Annotated in this window: 14 protein-coding genes and 1 riboswitch; of the genes, 11 read left to right on the top strand and 3 right to left on the bottom strand. The window is 37.9% G+C overall.

The features are described 5' to 3' along the window. Positions 1-258: 258 nt before the first annotated feature. Positions 259-1,902, bottom strand: a complete 1,644-nt coding sequence (locus ACOZBY_RS19520) for an S-layer protein (protein WP_422762612.1) — start codon at positions 1,900-1,902, stop codon at positions 259-261. Between the two features lie 254 nt (positions 1,903-2,156). Between ACOZBY_RS19520 and ACOZBY_RS19515 the strand changes: the two genes are divergently transcribed. From ACOZBY_RS19515 to thiC, 3 genes are all read left to right on the top strand, one after another. Next, positions 2,157-4,256, top strand: coding sequence for a methyl-accepting chemotaxis protein (locus ACOZBY_RS19515; protein ID WP_422762611.1), 2,100 nt, complete (start codon positions 2,157-2,159; stop codon positions 4,254-4,256). 427 nt (positions 4,257-4,683) lie between these two features. Then, positions 4,684-5,613, top strand: a complete 930-nt coding sequence (locus ACOZBY_RS19510) for an AEC family transporter (RefSeq protein ID WP_422762610.1) — start codon at positions 4,684-4,686, stop codon at positions 5,611-5,613. 73 nt (positions 5,614-5,686) lie between these two features. Beyond that, positions 5,687-5,801, top strand: a riboswitch (TPP riboswitch). 141 nt (positions 5,802-5,942) lie between these two features. Continuing rightward, entirely contained in the window at positions 5,943-7,721 is a 1,779-nt protein-coding gene (thiC, locus tag ACOZBY_RS19505) for a phosphomethylpyrimidine synthase ThiC (protein WP_012292485.1), read from the top strand. Between the two features lie 170 nt (positions 7,722-7,891). Here thiC and ACOZBY_RS19500 read toward each other — a convergent pair whose 3' ends face one another. Both ACOZBY_RS19500 and ACOZBY_RS19495 read right to left on the bottom strand, forming a co-directional pair. Further along, positions 7,892-9,397, bottom strand: coding sequence for a catalase (locus tag ACOZBY_RS19500; protein ID WP_012292486.1), 1,506 nt, complete (start codon positions 9,395-9,397; stop codon positions 7,892-7,894). A gap of 298 nt (positions 9,398-9,695) precedes the next feature. Beyond that, complete coding sequence (locus ACOZBY_RS19495; protein ID WP_012292487.1) at positions 9,696-11,150, bottom strand: response regulator transcription factor; 1,455 nt, start codon at positions 11,148-11,150, stop codon at positions 9,696-9,698. Positions 11,151-11,427: 277 nt separating this feature from the next. Here ACOZBY_RS19495 and hutH point away from each other — a divergent pair, with 277 nt between their 5' ends. The 8 genes from hutH (at position 11,428) to ACOZBY_RS19455 (ending at position 21,800) form a co-directional block, all read left to right on the top strand. Continuing rightward, entirely contained in the window at positions 11,428-12,942 is a 1,515-nt protein-coding gene (gene hutH, locus ACOZBY_RS19490) for a histidine ammonia-lyase (protein WP_031418128.1), read from the top strand. Between the two features lie 154 nt (positions 12,943-13,096). Beyond that, positions 13,097-14,767: a urocanate hydratase gene (hutU, locus tag ACOZBY_RS19485; protein WP_012292489.1), complete on the top strand. Its 1,671-nt coding sequence runs from the start codon at positions 13,097-13,099 to the stop codon at positions 14,765-14,767. A gap of 38 nt (positions 14,768-14,805) precedes the next feature. Then, positions 14,806-16,041, top strand: a complete 1,236-nt coding sequence (gene hutI / locus ACOZBY_RS19480) for an imidazolonepropionase (RefSeq protein WP_206701070.1) — start codon at positions 14,806-14,808, stop codon at positions 16,039-16,041. 196 nt (positions 16,042-16,237) lie between these two features. Further along, complete coding sequence (locus tag ACOZBY_RS19475) at positions 16,238-17,038, top strand: NUDIX domain-containing protein (RefSeq protein ID WP_031418130.1); 801 nt, start codon at positions 16,238-16,240, stop codon at positions 17,036-17,038. Between the two features lie 83 nt (positions 17,039-17,121). Further along, complete coding sequence (locus ACOZBY_RS19470) at positions 17,122-17,673, top strand: cysteine hydrolase family protein (protein ID WP_031418131.1); 552 nt, start codon at positions 17,122-17,124, stop codon at positions 17,671-17,673. Positions 17,674-17,682: 9 nt separating this feature from the next. Next, the gene (locus ACOZBY_RS19465) at positions 17,683-19,161 is read left to right on the top strand and encodes a nicotinate phosphoribosyltransferase (protein ID WP_036218016.1); all 1,479 of its coding nucleotides are present in this window, start codon (positions 17,683-17,685) and stop codon (positions 19,159-19,161) included. Between the two features lie 26 nt (positions 19,162-19,187). Continuing rightward, complete coding sequence (nadD, locus tag ACOZBY_RS19460) at positions 19,188-19,802, top strand: nicotinate-nucleotide adenylyltransferase (RefSeq protein ID WP_031418133.1); 615 nt, start codon at positions 19,188-19,190, stop codon at positions 19,800-19,802. 144 nt (positions 19,803-19,946) lie between these two features. After that, positions 19,947-21,800, top strand: a complete 1,854-nt coding sequence (locus tag ACOZBY_RS19455; protein ID WP_012292495.1) for an SLC13 family permease — start codon at positions 19,947-19,949, stop codon at positions 21,798-21,800. Positions 21,801-22,356: the final 556 nt, after the last annotated feature.

The following is a 22,356-nucleotide window of genomic DNA, read 5'->3' as shown; positions in this document are numbered from 1 at the left end:
CGGAGTAGATAGAAGATCAAAGCCATTGAAGTCAACACTCAATGGCCTTTATCATTCTGGAACATTTCCTGTTTAGATGGGCTTTACTTGAATAGGGATTTTCAACTAATAGATAATAAACGATAAAATTTATAGCTATTGGTCAAATGTTATGCATTGATTTAATGCATCGCCATCAACGTTTATCCCTCTATGTAGAAATTGATTAGAACGGAGGACAAGCCCCCGCCTATAGTGAAAATCCCCGTTCATGATGAATTAATCTTTCCCTTTTTTATACTGGCCTTTATAGGTTGAAATAGCATTGTTTAAATAATTAATGACATATGTGACTTCGTAGTCAGAGAAATAATTATTAGATAAAAACGTTTCAGCGTATGATACTGCCGAATCGAAAATGTACCATTCCATATATGTTGTCCAATTGGTATTTGAAGATAAATCAGCCCCATCCTCTGAAACAGTCACATATATACTTTTTGCTTGATTAACGAGCGTTTGTAAGTTGTATTTATTACCATAATAATTATTATTATACTTATAAGCATTCTTATAGGTCCAAATGGCATTGTTTAAGTTATTGATAGCACTGGCAATATCTGCTTGAGTGGCGTAATAATTATTAACAACTGCTTGAGCAGCTGAAACAGCGGAATCTATAGCGTTCCTCTCAGCTTGCGTTGTCCAGGGATTATTATGGTAAACATCTGAGCCCCAAGAAACCGTTACATATTGAATTGAATTAATTAAAGATTGAAGAGTAGCTTTATCGCCATAGTTGTACCCATAGCCATATTTTGAGCCACTCTTTTGGGCATTTTGGTAGACTGCTAACGCATTTCTGTATTGTGAAATAGCATTCTTTACTTGTTCTTGTGAGGCGCTATTATTGTTTGCTATCGCTCTGGCACTTGTCACGGCAGAGTCAAAAATATTCCGATCAACCTGTGTTGTCCATTTGTCAGTTGTTAAAATATCGTATCCATTTATAGAAACCTGCACGTAAGGGGGGGATGCTAGTAGCGTAGTTAGTTCTTTTTTATCAATAGCTGGTAGGATAACAGAGATCTTTTTATTGTCTACTTGTACTTTACCCACCTGATGTCCTGAATTTAATGCTACTTTTGTGCCGTCTTTAACAATGATTTGTTCAATTTTCCCTTCGCCGAAAAGGTTGAAATTTTCCTCCACATTGATCGTCAGTTTTTCCACATTTGCCTTCAACTCAAAAGTGGGAACTTTACCAATTATATCGATTTTAGAAAGTGCTTGGTCAGAAGATATATTTACCTTCGTGCGTGCCAAATTAATAGTAGATGATTTCATATCCCTTAGCGTAACATACAGCCAGTCATTCTTCTTTATGATAAGTGGTTTTAATGTAATCGTATCGCTAACGGAAACGTCATCAAGTGTTATAGCTTTTTTTACTCTGTTTGTAATAATTAACTGACCATCAACCGTAACGTCTTGTATATTTACATAATCTGCGTTCACAGTGAAGTCACCAGAAATATGAGTGTGACCACCATCAAAGTATACTGATTTTTTGCTCGTACCAGCTTTGTTTAATGTTAAGGATGTCACGTCTATAATTTGCTTGTTTTTTACGACAATGGTGGCTAATGCATTCGTTAATGCTGTTTTATTTGAATGATCAAAAAGGGGCTTTAAATCTTTGTGGATTCTAAATGTACCATTTGATGTAATAACCGTATCGTTTGTGATGTTTTTAATCGTTACGGCATTGCCTACCATTTTTTTTGTTGCTGCAACCTGAACCTGTGTTTCATATAAATTCGATTGATTTAGGGAAAAAGAGGCTTGTGCAGTTGACACAGGTAATACTAGTGTCGCTGTAATCGCCGTGGCTATTAATGTTGATAGCGCTTTATTTGTCATGCAAGTCACTCCAATCATTTTATCTACTAGATAATATACCATAATTTACTATAATTTAATATTTTAAGTGTATGTTTTACTAATCATTTCAACTCAAATGAGCCATAAGTACTTTTAATTATAATAAACAAATCTCTTAATATGCCTGTATTTTTATCTATAATTATGTAAATTTCTACTTTATTCGCTAAATATTTTATTGAGATACGACCTTTCATCTATTATGATTATTTATAAAAGTGGGGGTGTTTGTGATGAAGAAATCAAGAGGAATTGCATTGAAACTATCTTCCCTAATCATAGGATTGTTTCTAGTTTTATTTTTATCCTATACAGTGACAACAGGGATTATTATAAAAAAGCAAAGTGTCGAAGATGCAGAGTATGGAACATTGCAAACGGCTGAATCATCAGCGGCTATTATGAGCGAGCGCTTTAAAAAAGCCAATACAACTTTACAAACAACGAAACGAATCGTTGAAAGTATGGAGAAAAATAAGACGCTATCTACCAAAGGCATTTTAGACATAATGGAAAATAATTTAGCTAGTAATGATGATTTATTAGGGGTAGGGGCTATCTTTGAGGAGAATTCCCTTATTGTAAACCCAAATGAGGCTACATTGGTAGATTCCCAAAAACGTTTTGGACCATACTTGAGCAAAAATGATAATGAAATAACGACCACTCTTATTGAGGGTTTAGATGATAAAAATGTTTCTCAATGGTACTGGGTGCCAAAAGAAGAGGGACGGACAGTTTTAACGGAGCCCTATGATTATAGTGTAAACGGACAAACGGTACTAATGACAACAATTTCTGTACCATTAGTTAATGCTTCCGGGAAGTTTTTCGGTGTATTAACAGCAGATGTGTCCATAGATTATTTAAATGAGTTGACAAAGTCAGTTGCACCAGAAGGCGGCTATGCAGCCATTATTACAAATAACGGTGTATTGACAGCTAACAGTTTTGGTAAAGAGCTAGATGGGCAAAATATGCAGGACGACCCCGCTTGGACAAGCATACGTAAGACAATGGAAAATGGCGAACTAACAAGTATGTACATAGATTCTAATGAACTGAAGGATAAAGCCTATAATGTATTTGCTCCCATGATTTTAGAGGACATTGACGAAACTTGGACCGTTCAAATTGTATTAGCTGAATCAAAAATTTTAGAGACGTATAACCATGTATTCGTCTATACAATTATTGCATCCATTATAATGGTAGCTTTGATGACTGCTGCAAGTGTACTATTCATTTACAAACAACTAAAGCCGCTCAAGTTTTTACGCTCATCCATTGAAACAGCAGCGGAAGGCGATTTAACACAAAAAGTAGAGGAGAAATATATTAAACAGGATGAAATTGGTGCGGTTGCATTGGCCTATAATAATATGTTGGATAAAACCAATAGTGCTATTAAAGCCGTGTTAAACTCTACAACTCTATTGAATCAGTCTTCTAACCAGGTACATGAGGCATTTAATGAAATCGTGTCTTCAAGTCAAGAGGTATCAGTAGCCATAAATGAAATTGCACAGGGAGCATCGAAGCAATCAGAGGATACTGAAGAAACGAATTACCGCATGATGGATTTATCGGATCAAATAGATGCCATTACTGCGCTTTCGAATGAAATGGACGAGTTATCGCTCAAAACAAATGTAACAACAGAAAAAGGCATGCAAGAGGTTCAAAGTTTACATGAACATAATATAGGGACAAATGAGATGAATGGCCGTATTCAACAGCAAATGGAATTACTAGCTTCTAATATTGCTAATATTAATCAAATTATTGCCTCTATTCAAAGTATTACGGAGCAAACTAATCTATTAGCTTTAAATGCAAGTATTGAGGCTGCGCGTGCTGGTGAGCATGGAAAAGGTTTTGCGATCGTGGCGGAAGAAGTAAGAAAGTTGGCGGAGCAATCAAAAAATGAAACAGAAGTTATTAAAAGCACGGTAGAAAGCATTTTAGAAAATTCTCAGCAAACAGTTGCTGTCATTGCCTCGAATGCAGAATTAATGCAATCGCAAAATGAGTCCGTACAAAGCACGCAATTGGCTTTTAAAGATAATAGTGATTTGTCACGTGCAATTGCAACTTCTATTAGTGAGCTAATGACTCAGTTATCTACTATGTTAGAGCATAAAAATCAAGCAATTATGTCTATCCAAAGTATTTCGGCTATATCAGAGGAAACAGCTGCCTCTGCTGAGCAAGTAAGTGCCTCTGCAATGGATCAACAAGCAGAATTGCAAAAAGTGGCAGAGTCTATGCAAAACATGAATGATATCTCTAATGAACTGCAAGAGGTTGTTAATCGATTTAAACTTGCGTAAAGAAAAAACTGCTTAGAACCTTTAAGTAGTCTCAGACTGTTGATAAAAGGAATCGAGAAGTTGATGCTCGATTCCCTTTTCATTTTTTACTTATTTCAAATGGACCTTTGTTGCTCGATCATGTACAGCTCAAGCATAAAAAGCTTACCACGTCCAAGCTGACAGTATCTTCAAGTCTCCTTTAAGACAAGTTCAATTGTTCTGCATTTTGGCATACCAATCCTAAATGACGTTAAATAAGTTTTGATGATTCTTATATTCTGGACATTGCTCGAGTTCATTGATTTGAGCTTTTGAATTTTTGCAACCATTAGAACGAAGCGCGACCCCGCCCATAGTGTAAATCAACGGTTTTAATTATGAAAGTAAGTGGCATTGACCTAGTGCAATATCGACACTACTATTAAAAGGGAGGGGGGACATCAATATGGTGTATCTTGGAATGATTTTTTTTCAAATTGTTGCACCTATTTTAGTATTACTTGTACTAGGGGCCATTCTACAAAAGAAATTTCGCTTTAACTTAAAAGCATTATCACAGCTAATTACATATTGCTTTATGCCAGCGGCTGTGTTTATAAATTTATATGAAACGAGTATAAAGCTGTCTGTGCTAGGGGAAGTCGGGTTGTTTATTGTACTTTTTATTGGTAGTCAAATGCTACTCAGTCACTTTTTAGCGAAAGGGCTTGGACTAGCTAATACGGAGGCGGCTGTTTTTAAAAATAGTGTAGTACTCATTAACTCTGGAAACTATGGTATTCCAGTAGCTCAAATGATTTTTGCCTCTCAACCTATTGGTGTAGCCATCCAGGTTATACTCGTTATCTTTCAAAACATGACTACGTATACGTATGGTTTATATAATTTAATTTCGTCTACTAAATCAGGCATGACGATTCTAAAAGATTTTATAAAAATGCCAATTATTCACGCTTTAATAATTGGTGTGGCAATGAATTATTTTGATATTGGCATTCCTCCGTTTATTAAAATACCAATAGACCATGTAGCGGATGGTTTTATTGCCGTTGCATTAATCACGCTGGGCGCGCAATTGTCTCAGCTGGAAATTAAAACTATGTTTAATAAAACAGTCTTCGTCAGCTGCTTGACTCGATTAATTATCGGACCAGCTGTTGCTTTAGTCATTATCTTTGCACTGGGATTAAATGGGGTCGTAGCACAATCATTATTTATAGCGAGTGCTTTTCCCACATCCCGCAACAGTTCAAGTCTAGCATTAGAATATGATATAGAGTCGGCAACAGCTGCACAAACCGTTTTATTTTCTACCATTGTGAGTTGTATAACGGTCACGATTGTGATTTATATCGCTGATGTATTGTTTACTTAATAGAATGGCAAAAATATTTAAATGATAGCTTCCATCTCTTAGCAATATCTGCTACACTAGCATCAAACTGAATAGTATTAACTAGGGGAGTCTGATGAGTCAGGCTGAGAGGGAAACGCATAGAGGTTTCTTGACCCTTTGGACCTGATCTGGCTCATACCAGCGTGGGAAAGTTAAGAAGCTATTGCCTATTACGTGCAATCAATAGACCCTTTACATTCATGGCCGGATCCAATCATTATGTTGGATTCGGCCTTTATTTATTTTCCTTTTGGGGTGAGCTAGATTCGGTCCTTACTTAAAATACATTTAAGGGAGAGAAGTAGCTCATGTCAGCGATTAGTGAAAAGAACATTATGATTATGTCTAACTTTGAAGGAAGTAAAAAGGTTTATGTGGAAGGATCACGTCCAGATATTTTAGTACCAATGCGTGAAATTACATTAAGTCCGACGACGGGTAGCTTTGGAGATGAAGAAAATGCCCCTATTCGGGTGTATGATACGAGTGGCCCGTATACTGATCCTGCATTTCATGTGGATATTACAAAGGGCTTACCGGCTTTACGAAGTACTTGGATACAAGAGCGAGGAGATGTGGAGGAATATGAAGGGCGTACCATTAAACCTGAGGATAATGGCTTCCGTCGCGCAGATGATCCACGTATCCAAGAAAATGTCTTTCCTGAATTGATGAGAATGCCTTTACGTGCAAAAAGAGGGAAAAATGTAACACAGTTGCATTATGCTAGAAAGGGAATTATTACACCTGAGATGGAGTTTGTAGCGATACGAGAAAATATGGACCCTGATTTCGTGCGTTCAGAGATTGCAGCAGGTCGAGCTATTATGCCCTCCAATATTAATCATCCGGAGGCAGAGCCGATGATTATCGGTCGTAACTTCCATGTGAAAATTAATGCGAACATTGGAAATTCAGCCGTATCATCTTCGATTGCAGAGGAAGTCGAAAAGATGACATGGGCTACACGCTGGGGTGCAGATAATATTATGGATCTATCAACTGGCAAGCATATTCATACAACGAGAGAATGGATTATTCGAAATGCCGCAGTACCTGTTGGAACAGTACCAATCTATCAGGCATTAGAAAAGGTAAATGGTGTAGCTGAAGATTTAACGTGGGAGGTATACCGTGATACGCTTATTGAACAAGCAGAGCAAGGGGTAGATTATTTCACTATTCATGCGGGTGTTCTTTTACGTTATGTTCCTCTTACAGCAAACCGGGTAACGGGCATTGTGTCTCGGGGAGGCTCCATTATGGCGCAATGGTGTTTATACCATCATCAAGAAAACTTCCTCTATACTCATTTTGAGGAAATATGTGAAATTATGAAAACTTATGATGTAGCCTTCTCATTAGGAGATGGCTTACGCCCAGGGTCAATCGCGGATGCAAACGATGAAGCGCAATTTGCGGAGCTTGAAACATTAGGTGAGTTAACCCAAATAGCATGGAAGCATGATGTTCAAGTAATGGTGGAGGGGCCAGGTCACGTTCCAATGCATTTGATTAAAGAAAATATGGACAAGCAATTAGAGGTTTGTAAGGAAGCGCCCTTCTACACATTAGGCCCATTGACAACAGATATTGCTCCAGGTTATGACCATATTACATCTGCTATTGGAGCGGCAATGATTGGTTGGTTTGGTACAGCTATGCTCTGTTATGTGACACCGAAGGAACATCTAGGATTACCTAATCGGGAGGATGTTCGAGTAGGGGTTATTACTTATAAGATTGCTGCACATGCTGCAGATTTGGCAAAAGGGCACCCAGGTGCACAACAACGCGATGATGCACTGTCAAAAGCGCGCTTTGAGTTCCGCTGGCGCGACCAATTTAACCTTTCTCTTGATCCAGAACGTGCAGTAGAATATCACGATGAAACATTGCCAGCAGAGGGGGCCAAAACTGCACATTTTTGCTCAATGTGCGGTCCTAAATTTTGTAGCATGAGAATTTCACAGGATATTCGTAATTATGCTAAAGAAAAGGATTTAAATACAACTGAGGCCATCCATGAAGGTATGAGGGAGAAGTCAGTGGAGTTTAAAAAGGCAGGTAGTCAAATCTATCTATAATAATAAAAGGCTTGTGTTAATTTACTAGACACAAGCCTTTTTTATGTTGCTTCTATGTTGCAAATTGAGGTAAGCAGTTGGAGGCTAGACGAAGACAAAAAAGCTCCATGTGATGATTAAATTCACATGGAGTAAAAATTGGATTTGGATATCAATAATTAAATGGAATATTAAACGTTTGTTGGTTGTTTTACGTATGGGTTTGTAAGATCCATACCTTCTAATGAAAGACCCATTGCTTTTGCAACACCGTCACCATATGCTGGATCAGCTAAATAGCAGTGTAGGATGTGACGTCGTTTGATGAACTCCTCGACAGAAGCCATATCATTAGCCGTATTTTCAAATAGACGTTGTTGTTCTTCCGCAGTCATTAGGCGGAAAAGTTTACCTGGCTGCTCGAAGTAATTATTATCGTCTTCACGGAAATCATGAATTCCTGCATGACCATCAATGCGTAACTCTGGCTCTTTATGGTCTAAATTATGCTCCCATTCACCATAGCTATTTGGTTCATAGCCTAGTGTTGAACCAAGGTTGCCATCAAAACGCATAGCACCATCACGGTGGAAAGTGCGGAATGGACATTTTGGTGCGTTAACAGGAAGCATATAGTGGTTTACTCCTAAACGGTAGCGTGCTGCATCCGCATAGGCAAAGATACGACCTTGTAACATTTTATCTGGTGAGAAGCTAATACCTGGAACGATGTTAGATGGTGCAAATGCAGCTTGTTCCACTTCTGCAAAGTAGTTGTCCGGGTTTTTATTTAACTCAAACTCACCTACAGGAATTAATGGGAAGTCTTTTTTATACCATACTTTTGTTAAGTCGAATGGGTTGTATGGTAGCTCACGTGCTTGCTCCTCTGTCATAACCTGAATATACATTTTCCATTTAGGGAAATCGCCTTTTTCAATGGCTTCATATAAATCACGTTGTGAAGATTCACGATCTTGACCGATTACCTCAGTTGCTTCAGCACCTGTTAAATTTTTAATGCCTTGTTCTGTACGGAAGTGGAATTTAACCCAAACTCGCTCATTATCAGCATTGATAAAGCTATAAGTGTGGGAACCAAATCCGTGCATATTACGGTAACCAGTTGGAATACCACGGTCAGACATTACAATCGTTACTTGGTGAAGTGCCTCTGGTAATAGAGTCCAGAAATCCCAGTTAGAATTAGCGTTTTTCATATTTGTACGTGGATCACGTTTTACCACGTGGTTTAAATCTGTAAAGTGTAGTGGATCACGGAAGAAAAATACTGGTGTATTGTTTCCTACTAGATCCCAGTTGCCTTCTTCTGTATAGAACTTAAGGGCAAAGCCACGGATATCGCGCTCAGCATCTGCTGCACCACGCTCACCAGCAACTGTGGAGAATCGTGCGAACATTTCAGTCTTTTTGCCCACCTCTGAGAAGATTTTAGCTTTTGTATATTGAGTTATATCGTGCGTTACAGTAAAAGTACCAAATGCACCTGAACCTTTGGCGTGCATACGACGTTCAGGGATTACTTCACGATTGAAGTTTGCTAATTTTTCAACTAGCCATACATCTTGAAGTAAAAGAGGGCCACGTGGACCTGCTGACATAGAGTCATGGTTACTTACTACTGGAGCACCACCTGCTGTTGTAAAACGACGGCTACGATCATTTGCGTTTGTCATATTAGTTACCTCCTGAAAATAATGTAAGTCGAACTCTTCGTCTATAACTATAACAAATATAAAATAGAATTGCTAGTACATTATAATAATTATTGTTAAAGAATTTTTATAGTGAGATACAAAGTATAAATATATGCATCGGAGAGGCTGTATATGCTTAATTTTTGTGTAAAATTTGTTGTTTAATAAACTAGATTTAAACAGTATTTGTACTGTAAATGAAAAGAAGTATAAAGTTAAACACCCATAATAAAATCCTTGATTGAAAATGAAAACAACTAATTGAAAATATTCTTGATTAGTTTTTTCGATATCGATGAGGGGTCATACCGATTTGTTGTTTAAATATTTTAATGAAATAATTCGGGTCATCAAAACCGTTTAAATGAGCAATCTCACTAATTGCAAAATCAGTTTCTAGTAGCATCTTAAGGGCGTTTTGAATTCTAACTTGCTGTATATAGCGCTTAAATGGCAAGCCTTGTTTTTTTGAAAAAATCGTACTTAAATAATTGGGGCTGATGCCAAGCTTACGCGCGACAAAGGGGAGAGACAAGGAACTCTCTTTAAATTGCTGATCAATAATTTCTAAAGCTAACTCAACATAATCGGCTCTTTTCTCCATGCGAGCTTCACGTGCAAGTTCAATTAATCTCTGAGTGAATGAAATAATGCCATTGAGAATCGTATAAAAAATAGGATGCTCAATAATTAAATGAAATAGCTGACGGTAGTTTTGTTCAATGACTGCTTTTTCGTGTAGTTTATATTTCAACATAAAGCGCCGAATTTGTGCTAAGACACTTGTTAGATGGATACGTAAATCATCCTGCTCATAATAGATGCCTTCATTAGAAAGTCGATATAAAAATGTTTTTACGGCTTCGAGATTACCTTCCTCCAGGCTACTTATTAATAATTGCTGTTCCTCTGGTGTTAGTAATGGATCGAAGGGGTGTATTTCAAATTGTTTACTTGCGTAAAAAAGGTGACCGAATCCTTCGTAAAAACTTTGGTGAAGTACACGCTTTGTTAATGTATACATATTTTTAATGCTTGTAGCAGGTCCATCATATATCCCGATATTTAATGAACTATTGCTAAACAAACGCCATTCCTTCATAAGAGTACGTACATCCTTCTCTACCACTTTTATGTCTTGCGTTTGAAAAAGGCAGACAATTCTATTCGATAAAGGATAGGTTTTCATATGAAAGTATATAGGTGTTTGTTGAAGCCAATTGTAAAGCTTGTTATAGGTCTCGGCGTGCTCAGGCTCAATTATTGTAAAATGAATGCCAGTTTCAATAGAGTTTGATTTAGTATCTAAAAATAAATGATTATAAAATGATTCATTTGCTGTCTCCTGCGCATCATCTATGATTTGTGGTGAGCGCACGGAAATAACCGTCAGTTTTTGCTTTAATACTTCTAAATCAATGGGCTTTATGAATAGATGAGCTACCTGTAAATCAATGGCTTTCAATGCGTTTTTAAATAAGGGCTCTGTTGTTACGGCTAAAATAGCACCTGAAAATTTTTGTAGATCTCCATAAAGAGAAGTTAGGCCATTATTAGGGATCAGGTCGATATTTAATAGTATGGCATCCGGTTTAAATTGTCGGATGTATTGAGATGCATCTGAAATAGTAGTGCACATGTCAATAAGAACGTCGCCTGGAAAATAGGTATGTAAAAACCACTTAATGCCTGCTAGTTCAGTGGGGTCTCGGTCGATTAATAACAGCTTCATAACATTTAACCTCGCTTAAAATATTCTAGTTTCATAAAAAAATACGATTATATTATTAAAAATAACATAGGAATCTGAAAAAAATCATGTTTTCTCTTTTAAAATTCTCTATATTCTGAAAAAAGTAGTTAGTACAATGGAAATAGAGTAATTGATCTTCATTCAGCGGAAAATTTATTTACTATGAAAACGCTTAAATGCAGTTGAATGCGGATGCTTTAGTGATTACGTTAAAATGAATTTTACATAAGCCATAAAGGGAATAGGGGGATGTCATGTGAAGTCGATCATCGAGCTTGATGGCAATACATTAACAAGACAACAAATTGAGAAAATCGTTAAAGGGCATGCAACGGTTGAACTTGCTGAAGATAGTATAGAACGTATTCGTTTAAGTAGGGAACGTATTGAAAAGCGTTTAGCGGAGGGGCAAACTATTTATGGTGTGAATACAGGTTTTGGCAAACTAAGTAATATAAAAATTGAGGAAGAAGATATAGAGCTTTTACAACTGAATTTATTACGATCAGATGCAACAGGTGTGGGTCAGCCGTTTCCAACTGATGTTGTACGTGCCATGATGGTTTTACGTGCAAATGCCTTAGCTCGTGGATTTTCAGGTATTCGCGAGGAAACTGTACAGCTATTATTAGATTTTATTAATAAAGGCGTACACCCAATTGTTCCGTCACAGGGTTCAGTTGGAGCAAGCGGAGATTTAGCGCCATTATCACATTTAGCTTTAGTCCTAGTGGGAGAAGGTAAGGCTGAGTTTAATGGAGAAGTGATGAGTGGTAGTGAGGCGTTACAGCAAGCGGGATTATCACCTGTTCGACTCCAAGCTAAAGAGGGGCTGGCACTTGTAAACGGTACACAGGCTATGACAGGTATCGGTGTCTTAACGGTTAATGAGGCTGAACGAATTGGGCTTGCGGCAGATATGGCTGCTAGTTTAACACTAGAAGCATTGAAGGGTATCACATCTGCGTTTGACCCAGCCCTTTTAGCGGTAAGACCACATCCAGAGTTAGAGCTTGTTGGTGGTCGTATTCGTAAGTGGCTTGAGGGAAGTAAGCGAGTGACAAAGCAAGGAGAAATTCGTATGCAGGATGCATATTCATTGCGCTGTATTCCACAAGTGCATGGTGCTTCCTGGCAGTCTTTCTTTTACGCGGAGAACCGAGTACAAACGGAAATGAACGCCACGACCGATAATCCGATTGTTTTAGAAAACGGTGAAGTACTATCAGGTGGCCATTTTCATGGTCAGCCCATTGCTTTAGCAATGGACTTTTTAAAAATTGGGGTAAGTGAATGGGCTAATATTTCAGAGCGCCGTACAGAGCGAATGGTGAATCCACAATTAAATGAAGGCTTACCACCATTTTTAGCGACAAACCCTGGGATTGAGTGCGGTCTGATGATTGCTCAATATACAGCAGCATCTATTGTCTCAGAAAACAAAGTGTTGGCGCATCCTTCCAGTGTAGATTCAATTCCTACATCAGGGAATCAGGAAGACCATGTAAGTATGGGGACAACTTCGGCTCGTCAAGTACGTCAAATGGTCCGAAATGCTGCCCTAGTTATAGCAATAGAAATGATTTGTGCATCACAGGCTATATATTTAGATAAAGCAGAAGAACAATTATCACCAACCACACGAAAGTACTTAGAGAAAGTTCGTGAGTTTTGTCCACCACTATTAGCAGATCAGCCAATTGGTGATGAAATAGAGGCGTTGGCGGAATATTTATTAACGAGTGATGCTCTAGTAAAGGAATATGTGTAAAGTTGATTAAACGATTTTAAGTGGGAAGAGCTGAGGCAAGACTTAGTTTTTTAAGTCGCCTCTGCTTTATAAGTGATTATTCATTTATATATCTGAATATTCAGTTTAATAGAATGCTACTAACGTTTTTATCATTTTAAAGGAGGGTTTTTTTATGGTATTTAAAACAAGTATTCGTGCACCACGTGGAAACCAACTAACTTGTAAAGGGTGGACACAGGAAGCAGCAATGCGTATGCTAATGAACAATCTTGATCCTGAGGTAGCGGAGAATCCAGATGAGCTGATTGTTTACGGAGGTATTGGAAAGGCAGCTCGTAATTGGGAAAGTTATGAGCAAATAATTGCTTCATTAAAGAAATTAGAGAATGATGAGACTTTATTGATCCAATCAGGGAAGCCGGTAGCTGTATTTCGTACACATGAACATTCTCCCCGTGTTTTAATTGCCAATTCCAATCTTGTACCAGCGTGGGCTAATTGGGACCATTTCTATGAATTAGAAGATCGAGATTTAATGATGTATGGTCAAATGACTGCCGGTAGTTGGATTTATATCGGTGCACAAGGTATTTTACAAGGCACTTATTTATCCTTCGTAGAAGCAGGGAAAAAAGTATTTGGCTCTGCAGATTTACGCGGTAAATTTATCCTTACAGGTGGTATGGGGGGAATGAGCGGTGCACAACCTCTAGCGGGGAAAATGGCTGGCGCAGTCATCCTAGTTGTAGAAGTAGAGCGTGCCCGCATTGAACGTAAAATAAAAGAAGGCTATTGTGATTATCTTGTAGAAACTGTGGATGAAGCGGTTGCATTAGTAAACAAATTACGTGACCAAAAAGAGCCAGCATCGATTGGCCTTGTTGGAAATTGTGCAGACGTTAATCGTGAACTGTTGAATAGAGGGATCATTCCAGACTTTGTCACAGACCAAACTTCTGCACATGACCCGATTAATGGCTATATACCAAATAACATGACATTTGAGGAAGCTTTAGCACTTCGTAAATCAGATGTAAAAACATATGAACGAAGAGCTAAGGAAACTATGGCAGAGCATGTTCGTACAATGCTAGAATTCCAAGAGGCGGGTGCAGAAGTATTTGATTATGGCAATAATATTCGCGCCTATGCTAAAGAAATGGGTGTAACCAATGCCTTTGATTTCCCAGGCTTCGTACCAGCCTATATTCGCCCGTTGTTCTGTGAAGGAAAAGGGCCATTCCGCTGGGCTGCACTTTCGGGGGACCCTGAGGATATTTATAAAACGGATGCACTTGCAAAAGAGATGTTCGCAGAAGATGAAGGTCTTGTTAATTGGATCAATATGGCTCAAAAAATGGTTAAATGGCAAGGTTTGCCAGCTCGTATTTGTTGGTTAGGCTATGGTGACCGTCATCGCTTTGCATTAAAAGTAAATGAAATGGTAGCGAATGGTGAGTTATCAGCTCCAATTGTTTTTGGTCGTGATCATCTGGATTCAGGTTCAGTGGCATCCCCAAATCGTGAAACAGAAGGCATGTTGGATGGTTCAGATGCAGTATCGGATTGGCCGATTTTAAATGCGCTAGTTAATACAGCAAGCGGCGCCAGCTGGGTAAGTGTTCACCATGGAGGTGGCGTAGGTATGGGCTATTCACAGCATGCCGGGCAAGTGCTAGTAGCGGACGGATCGGAGCTAGCAGCGGATAAAATTGCTCGCGTGTTAATTTCGGACCCTGGTATGGGTGTAGCTCGTCATGCAGATGCCGGCTATGACATTGCTATTCAGACAGCTAAAAACAAAGGTGTGCATATACCAATGCTAAAGGATGATGTAAAGTGACCATCTTAATCAAAAGTGCCAATGAAGTGATTACATTAATGAGTAATGTACGAGGACCTCGCACAAAGGAGAAAATGCGAGAAATAGCTATAGTGGAAAATGGTAGTATTCTTATTGAAGAAGATCGAATTGTTGCTGTAGGTGCTTTTGAGCAGCTAGAGGTAGATTTTCCTGAACTAGTAAAGAAAGCAAAAATAATTGATGCTTCAGGTAAGGTCGTTATGCCAGGATTAGTGGACTGTCATACGCATCTCGTACATGGAGGAACCCGTGAAGAAGAGTTTAATATGCGACTCAATGGTTCTACCTATATGGAAATTATGAATGCGGGTGGCGGCATCCACGCCACAACAAAGCTTACACGAGATACTAGCTTTGATGATCTGTATGAAAAAACAAGGCAGCACTTAGATACATTTTTAAAGCATGGAGTCACAACCGTTGAAGCCAAATCAGGCTATGGATTGGATTGGGAGACTGAGAAGAAGCAACTTGAAGTAGCGAAAAAGTTACAAGCAACGCATGATGTGGATGTTATTAGTACTTTTATGGGTGCACATGCAGTGCCTCGCGACTATAAAGGGCGTGAGGATGAGTTTGTGGAATTGGTTATTCTTGATATGCTACCCAAAGTTGCAGAGCAAGAACTGGCTGAATTTAATGATGTATTTTGTGAAAAAGGTGTCTTTACACCAGAACAATCTAAGCGTATTTTAGAAGCTGGCAAAGCCCTTGGACTAACACCGAAAATACATGCCGATGAAATTGAGCCTTATAAAGGTGCTGAACTTGCTGCGGAAGTCGGAGCCATTTCGGCAGAGCATTTGTTAGTTGCTTCTGATGAAGGTATTCAAAAAATGGCTGAAGCAGGTACAATTGCTGTCTTGCTGCCAGGAACTGCTTTCTTTTTACGTGCACCGTTTGCAAGAGGGCGTCTAATGATTGATGAAGGGGTACCTGTAGCCATTTCAACGGACTTTAACCCAGGATCGTCTCCGACTATGAGTCTACCATTTATTATGAATTTAGCTTGCATGCATATGGGAATGACACTAGAGGAGGTACTAACGGCAACAACAATTAATGCGGCATATGCATTGAATCGAGGCGAACAAATAGGTTCCCTTGAAGTTGATAAAAAAGCTGATGTTATTATTTTAGATGTTGCTAATTATAAGCAGTTACAATACTTCTATGGCATGAACCATACAAATACAGTGATTAAAAATGGGCAAGTTGTTGTACAAAATGGCATTTTGCTGAAAGAACAATAAAGTAAATGGGCATAAATAAGGCATCAAAGCTTTATTTATGCTTTTTTATCTAAATTGAAAAAATCTGACCATATAGGCTCTTTGGCGGACTGAATAAAAGCTTGCATTTTTTAAAGTGAAGGAGTATAATTCAGTTAAATAGTAATTCGTTAATTACAAATTACTCAAACCTTGTAGTGAATAAAGGGGTTATCAGATGTCAAAATTTCGTACGGAAGAAGAAATGCTAGCGCATTACGATTCTTCAAAATATAAAACGCCTGATGGATACACAGCAGATATCGCAATTTTTACGATTACTTCGGAGAAAACGGAAGAAAAGGCGCCGCCAAACATGACACTTAAAATTATGCTAATTAAGCGTGCTACTAAAGATGCTGATGGCAATGCCAATATTGAAGGTGGAAAATGGGCGCTTCCAGGTGGGTTTGTTGATGCTCATCAAAAAGAATCAGCGTATATTGCAGCAAAAAGAGAATTAAAAGAAGAGACGAATGTAGAAGGGTTACATGTTCAGCACTTTGGTGTTTACGATGATATTGATCGAGATCCTCGTGGTTGGATGATTTCAAATGCTTTTTATGCGATTGTTCCTGAGGTGTATATGGAGCAGCGACAAGCAAATGATGATGCTGATGATGTAGAGTTATTTGATATTGAAGATGTATTTACACTTCAGCTAGCCTTTGATCATCGTAACATCATTGCAGATGCCCTCGAATTTATTAAAAGAGATATGGTGCAAACAACAGTTGCTAAAAATTTTTTGCCGCAAGAGTTTACCTTATCAGAGTTACAACGGGTACTACTGACAGTTGAAGAAGATCCACGAATCGCTAATGATTCTGTATTTTTTACAAAAGCACCTAAATTACCTTTTATCGAAAAAGTTGTGGATGCGGAAGGAAAGCCGAAGAAAACAAAGCGTAATTCGTTTAGGCCTTCTCAGCTGTATACCTTTAATGATTTTGAAGTGGTAGAATCGATTTACCATTAGGAAAGATACGTCTTTCCTGATTATTTTAAAAATAGTAATTTGTAATTTAGGTATTACTAATTAAAAAACGGAGTGATAAAACGATGAAAAAGAGAGCATTAATTAATATTGATTACACAGTTGATTTTGTTGCGACTGATGGAGCTCTAACCTGTGGAGAGCCAGGACAACTGCTTGAACAAGCGATTGTAAATTTAACAAATGAATTTATATCAAATAAAGAGTTTACGGTTTTCGCTATAGATGTTCATGAAAAAGAAGATCTTTATCATCCTGAAACAAAGTTATTTCCTCCACATAATCTTCGTTATACAAAAGGGCGGGATTTATATGGTGCTTTAAAACCATTGTATGAAGCTAATAAAGAGCTAGAATATGTTTATTTTCTAGATAAAACTCGCTACTCGGCATTCGCAGGGACAGATTTGGAGTTGAAATTACGTGAAAGGGGAATTACAGAGCTTCATTTAATTGGAGTTTGCACAGATATCTGTGTTCTTCATACAGCTATGGATGCTTATAATAAAGGATTTGATCTTGTCATTCATAAAAACGCTGTCGCATCCTTTAATCAAGCAGGACATGAGTGGGCTTTAAGTCATTTCGAGCAGACACTTGGTGCCTCTGTTATTTGATATTAAGAAATGGAGGGAAATGAAGTGAAATACGCAGATGATAGTTTCATGTTACACACCGATTTATATCAAATTAATATGGTTCAGACTTACTGGAAGGACGCTGTTCATCAACGAAAGGCTGTTTTTGAGCTATATTTTAGAAAACTTCCATTTGGTAATGGTTATGCGATATTCGCTGGCTTAAAAAAAGTAATGGAGTTTATTAACAAGTTTGGGTTTTCTCAAAGTGATATAGATTATTTGCGAGAAGAAGGGAAATATCCAGAGGAATTTCTCCACTATCTCCAGAAGCTAAAGTTTACAGGAACTATAAGGGGTATGAGAGAAGGGGAGCTGGTTTTTGCCAATGAACCTATTCTGCGAATCGAGGCACCGTTGGCTGAAGCACAATTAATTGAAACGCCTTTGCTGAATATTATTAATTACCAAACGCTAATCGCGACAAAAGCTTCGCGTATTAAAGAAGTGACGGGTGAAGATGTTGTGATGGAGTTTGGTACCCGTCGTGCTCACGAATTTGATGCGGCTATTTGGGGAACTCGTGCTGCTTATATCGGTGGCTTTTCTGCAACAAGTAATGTACGCGCAGGCAAGTTATTTGGTATTCCAGTTTCGGGAACGCACGCGCATGCAATGATTCAAACCTACAGAGATGAGTATACGGCGTTTAAAAAATATGCAGCTGCACATAAAGACTGTGTATTCTTAGTGGATACTTATGATACGTTACGGTCAGGTGTTCCAAATGCCATTAAAGTAGCGAAGGAATTGGGCGATCAAATTAATTTTATTGGTATCCGTTTAGACAGTGGTGATTTAGCCTATTTATCAAAAGTGGCAAGGAAAATGCTAGATGATGCAGGTTTTAAGAAAACAAAAATTATGGCATCCAATGATTTAGACGAATATACTATTATGCATTTAAAATCTCAAGGGGCGAAAATTGATGCTTGGGGAATCGGCACAAAGCTAATTACGGCCTATGATCAAGCGGCACTAGGTGGGGTTTACAAGTTAGTCTCTATTGAAAATGAAAATGGGGAAATGGTCGATACGATAAAAATCTCTGCGAATCCAGAAAAGGTGACGACTCCAGGGCGTAAACGAGTCTATCGTATTGTTAATAATGAGAATGGTCATGCTGAAGGTGACTATATTGCCCTTGATGAGGAGAATGTCCTGCAAACAGACCGGTTAAAGATGTTCCACCCTGTTCATACGTATATAAGCAAATTTGTGACGAATTTTACAGCGATTGAGTTGCACAAAAGCATTGTAGAAAATGGGAAAGTAGTATATGAGGAACCCACTATTCAAGAGACACAAGCATATGCAAAGGAAAATTTAAAATTGTTATGGTGTGAGTACAAACGAACGATGAACCCAGAAGAGTATCCAGTTGATTTAAGTAAGGCTTGCTGGGATCACAAGAGGGCCATCATTCACGATATAAAAGAAAAAATTTCGAAAAAAGATGGATACTAGATAGAAAATGACGGGAGGAAGATATGATGGCGAGAATAGGTGTTTATGGTTCATCCTTTGATCCTATTACCAATGTTCATCTTTGGACTGCTAGCACGGTTGCACACCGTTGTAAATTAGATAAGGTCATATTTTTACCCTGTTCAAATAAGCGTAAAGATAAAACCATAAAAACAGAAGATATACATCGGTGGAATATGCTACATTTAGCAATTGCTAAGGATGATCGTTTTGTGGCGGATTCCTATGAGATGGATCAAGAGGGCTGGAATATTTACACGTATGACACAATGAAATACTTTAGAGAAAAAAATCCAGAAGATGAAATCCACTTTATTATGGGTGCAGATTTGTTAGTAGACATTGGTGCAGGATTATGGAAAAAGGGTGACGCATTAGTTGCTGAAAATAAATTCATTGTTATGGCAAGGCATGGGATTGATATGTTGTCTACCATTAGCCGATCCCCGATTTTAAGAAATAATGATGATGGGAGATTTCATCTTATTGATAAGGGCTTAGCCATGGAAATTAGCTCTACCTATATTCGTGAAGAATTTGCAATGGGTGGAGAGCCGAGATATCTTTTGCCTAATGCTTGTTATGACTATATTAAAGAACATCATTTATATCAAAAATAAAAGTGTGGTTACATGCCACACTTATTTTAATTTTGAAAAGATGGTGACTTTTACTATTTTTAGCCTTCGTAAGCTATAATAGAAATAGCAAAGGTGACGACTTTTTTGTCAATAAATTTAATAATTAATGTTAGAAAGGAATTCATGAATGTGCAGCTTACGTTAACATTTCTTATTTTAGGTGCAACAATTTTTGCATTTGTGACCAATAAAATACGAGCAGATCTTGTAGCGATTGTGTCACTTTTAGCATTTATTATTGCAGATATTCTAACGCCCACAGAGGCATTAGCTGGATTTTCGAACTCTGTAGTTTTAATGATTGCAGGGCTTTTTGTCGTGGGTGCAGGAATTTTACGTACGGGTCTTGCGGGAATGGCGGGGCAGTTATTACTTAAATGGTCGGGCAATAGTGAGTTGAAATTATTTATATTACTGCTCATCATTGTAGGGTCTGTTGGTGCCTTTATGAGTAATACTGGTACAGTAGCATTAATGATGCCAATAGTAGTGAGTATGGCAATTAGTATGAAAATTAGCCCTTCTAAATTTTTATTGCCACTCTCATACGTAGCTAGTCTATCCGGTCTTATGACATTGATTGCCTCCCCAACTAATTTAATTGTCAGTCAGCTATTGGTGGATAGAGGCTATAACAAGCTTGGATTTTTTGAGATAACACCAATTGGTATAGTGGGTATGATTGCAGGAATTACCTATCTAGTGCTTGTGCGCAATATTTTATTACCAAAAGATCAACATCGTACACAAACAAATGAGGGCTATAAGCTTTCACCGAAGAAAATCATTAAGCAATATGATTTAAATAATCGACTATTTAAAATCTCTGTTCCTGAAGATTCTCCTATTATAGAAACGTCGTTAGCAGAGTTAAAGCTACCAGCTAAGTACACGCTCTGTATGATGAAAATTCACCGAAAGTCACAAGAAGGCATCAACTTACTACCTATGACGTATCAAGAAATGGCTGGTCCAACAAGTGTAATTCACGCAAAGGACGAGCTGTATGTTCAAGGAGAAGAAGAGGATATTCGTCACTTTGTTGAGGATTATCACCTCGAAATGCAAGGATTAGTGGAAGGGGAAGCTGATGAATTGATTTCCAAGCATCTCGGTATTGCAGAGGTACTGCTCACGCCAAATTCCAGCTTTATCAATGAAACGGTTAGCTCGTTAGGGTTTAGAGAAAAATACAACCTAAATATAATTGGTATTAATCGTAAAGGTGGTTATAAACTCCAAGACATGGTTTCGCATAAGTTGAAATTTGGAGATGCTATTTTAGTGCAGGGAGCTTGGGATGAAATTCTTTTATTAGCAAGAGAGACCCAAGATGTTGTGGTTGTCGGTCAGCCAAAAGAACACGCAAGTGTAGCAGCAGCTACAGGAAAAGCTGGTATTGCGGGTATTATTATGCTGTTTATGATTATATTAATGGCATTCGAAATTTTCCCTGCTGTTATTTCTGTTATGATTGGTGCCGTTTTAATGATATTAACGGGTTGCTTACGTAACATGGAAGATGCGTATAGCAATATGAATTTTGAAAGTATAGTGCTAGTGGCAGCCATGCTACCTATGGCGACAGCTTTAGAAAAGACAGGAGGCATGGCTATATTATCGGACGGGATTATTAAAGTTCTTGGTGACTATGGTCCCTATGGTGTGCTTATAGGTGTTTATATTTTAACAGCTGTATTTGGACAATTTATTAGTAATACGGCGACGGCTGTATTGTTTGCGCCGATTGCTATGAGTGCTGCAATAGCAATGGAGGTTAATCCTACAACATTTATGATTGCAGTAGCAGTAGCTGCAAGTATGGCGTTTGCAACACCAATTGCATCCCCAACTAATGCCCTAGTAATGACTGCCGGTGGCTATAAATTTATGGACTTTGTAAGAATAGGGATACCATTACAAATTGTTATGTTTATTGTCATGATGATAGCTATTCCATTCTTTTTCCCATTGTAAAACTTATTTTACAACGATGGACCAATTCAAAATTTTGAGTTTGTCCATCGTCATTTTTTACAATGAAATCAAGTACAGCCGTTGTTGCTATTAAGCGTTAAGCTTTGAATGTGGTCGCTGCTTCCTTTGGTTTGTTGCTACTGTCTTGCTTTCGCACTGAAAGCATCCGCTCATTTCAATTATACAATGAAGGATTGGTTATATATTTTTTTCCTTCTTTCAAAAAATCTATTAAATTTTTCTAGAAAGATATGATAAAATTATATTTTAATTAGTGGTATAACATAGACGTTAAGGGTGAAAATATTATTTGTAGTCAAAGTTTTATTTTGATTATTAATATAGGAAGTAATGCAATGTCGAGAAAAAACTTAAAGTTTTTTTTGAAAAAGTGTTGACCTTTTAAAAATATGGGTGTAGTATTATACAAGTCGCCACGGTGACACGCTAAAACAAAGCAAAACATGAACCTTGAAAACTGAACAAGCAAAACGTAATCAATAAAGTTTTAAGTAGCTAGATTTACTAGTGAACGAAACAAAATTTTGGACATCAA

This window comes from Lysinibacillus sp. NPDC056220, from assembly GCF_049315265.1.
Taxonomy (GTDB): Bacteria; Bacillota; Bacilli; order Bacillales_A; family Planococcaceae; genus Lysinibacillus; species Lysinibacillus pinottii.
Note: the sequence above shows the minus strand (reverse complement) of the source record. Positions and strands in the feature narration are given on the sequence as shown.

Excerpts from the sequence above, each read along its gene's own strand:
- thiC (WP_012292485.1), top strand. The coding sequence starts at position 5,943 with ATGTCAGCGATTAGTGAAAAGAACATTATGATTATGTCTAACTTTGAA.
- ACOZBY_RS19455 (WP_012292495.1), top strand. The coding sequence starts at position 19,947 with ATGAATGTGCAGCTTACGTTAACATTTCTTATTTTAGGTGCAACAATT.
- hutU (WP_012292489.1), top strand. The coding sequence starts at position 13,097 with ATGGTATTTAAAACAAGTATTCGTGCACCACGTGGAAACCAACTAACT.
- ACOZBY_RS19500 (WP_012292486.1), bottom strand. The coding sequence starts at position 9,397 with ATGACAAACGCAAATGATCGTAGCCGTCGTTTTACAACAGCAGGTGGT.
- ACOZBY_RS19495 (WP_012292487.1), bottom strand. The coding sequence starts at position 11,150 with ATGAAGCTGTTATTAATCGACCGAGACCCCACTGAACTAGCAGGCATT.
- ACOZBY_RS19520 (WP_422762612.1), bottom strand. The coding sequence starts at position 1,902 with ATGACAAATAAAGCGCTATCAACATTAATAGCCACGGCGATTACAGCG.
- hutI (WP_206701070.1), top strand. The coding sequence starts at position 14,806 with ATGAGTAATGTACGAGGACCTCGCACAAAGGAGAAAATGCGAGAAATA.
- ACOZBY_RS19470 (WP_031418131.1), top strand. The coding sequence starts at position 17,122 with ATGAAAAAGAGAGCATTAATTAATATTGATTACACAGTTGATTTTGTT.
- ACOZBY_RS19465 (WP_036218016.1), top strand. The coding sequence starts at position 17,683 with ATGGAGGGAAATGAAGTGAAATACGCAGATGATAGTTTCATGTTACAC.
- ACOZBY_RS19515 (WP_422762611.1), top strand. The coding sequence starts at position 2,157 with ATGAAGAAATCAAGAGGAATTGCATTGAAACTATCTTCCCTAATCATA.
- ACOZBY_RS19510 (WP_422762610.1), top strand. The coding sequence starts at position 4,684 with ATGGTGTATCTTGGAATGATTTTTTTTCAAATTGTTGCACCTATTTTA.
- ACOZBY_RS19475 (WP_031418130.1), top strand. The coding sequence starts at position 16,238 with ATGTCAAAATTTCGTACGGAAGAAGAAATGCTAGCGCATTACGATTCT.
- nadD (WP_031418133.1), top strand. The coding sequence starts at position 19,188 with ATGGCGAGAATAGGTGTTTATGGTTCATCCTTTGATCCTATTACCAAT.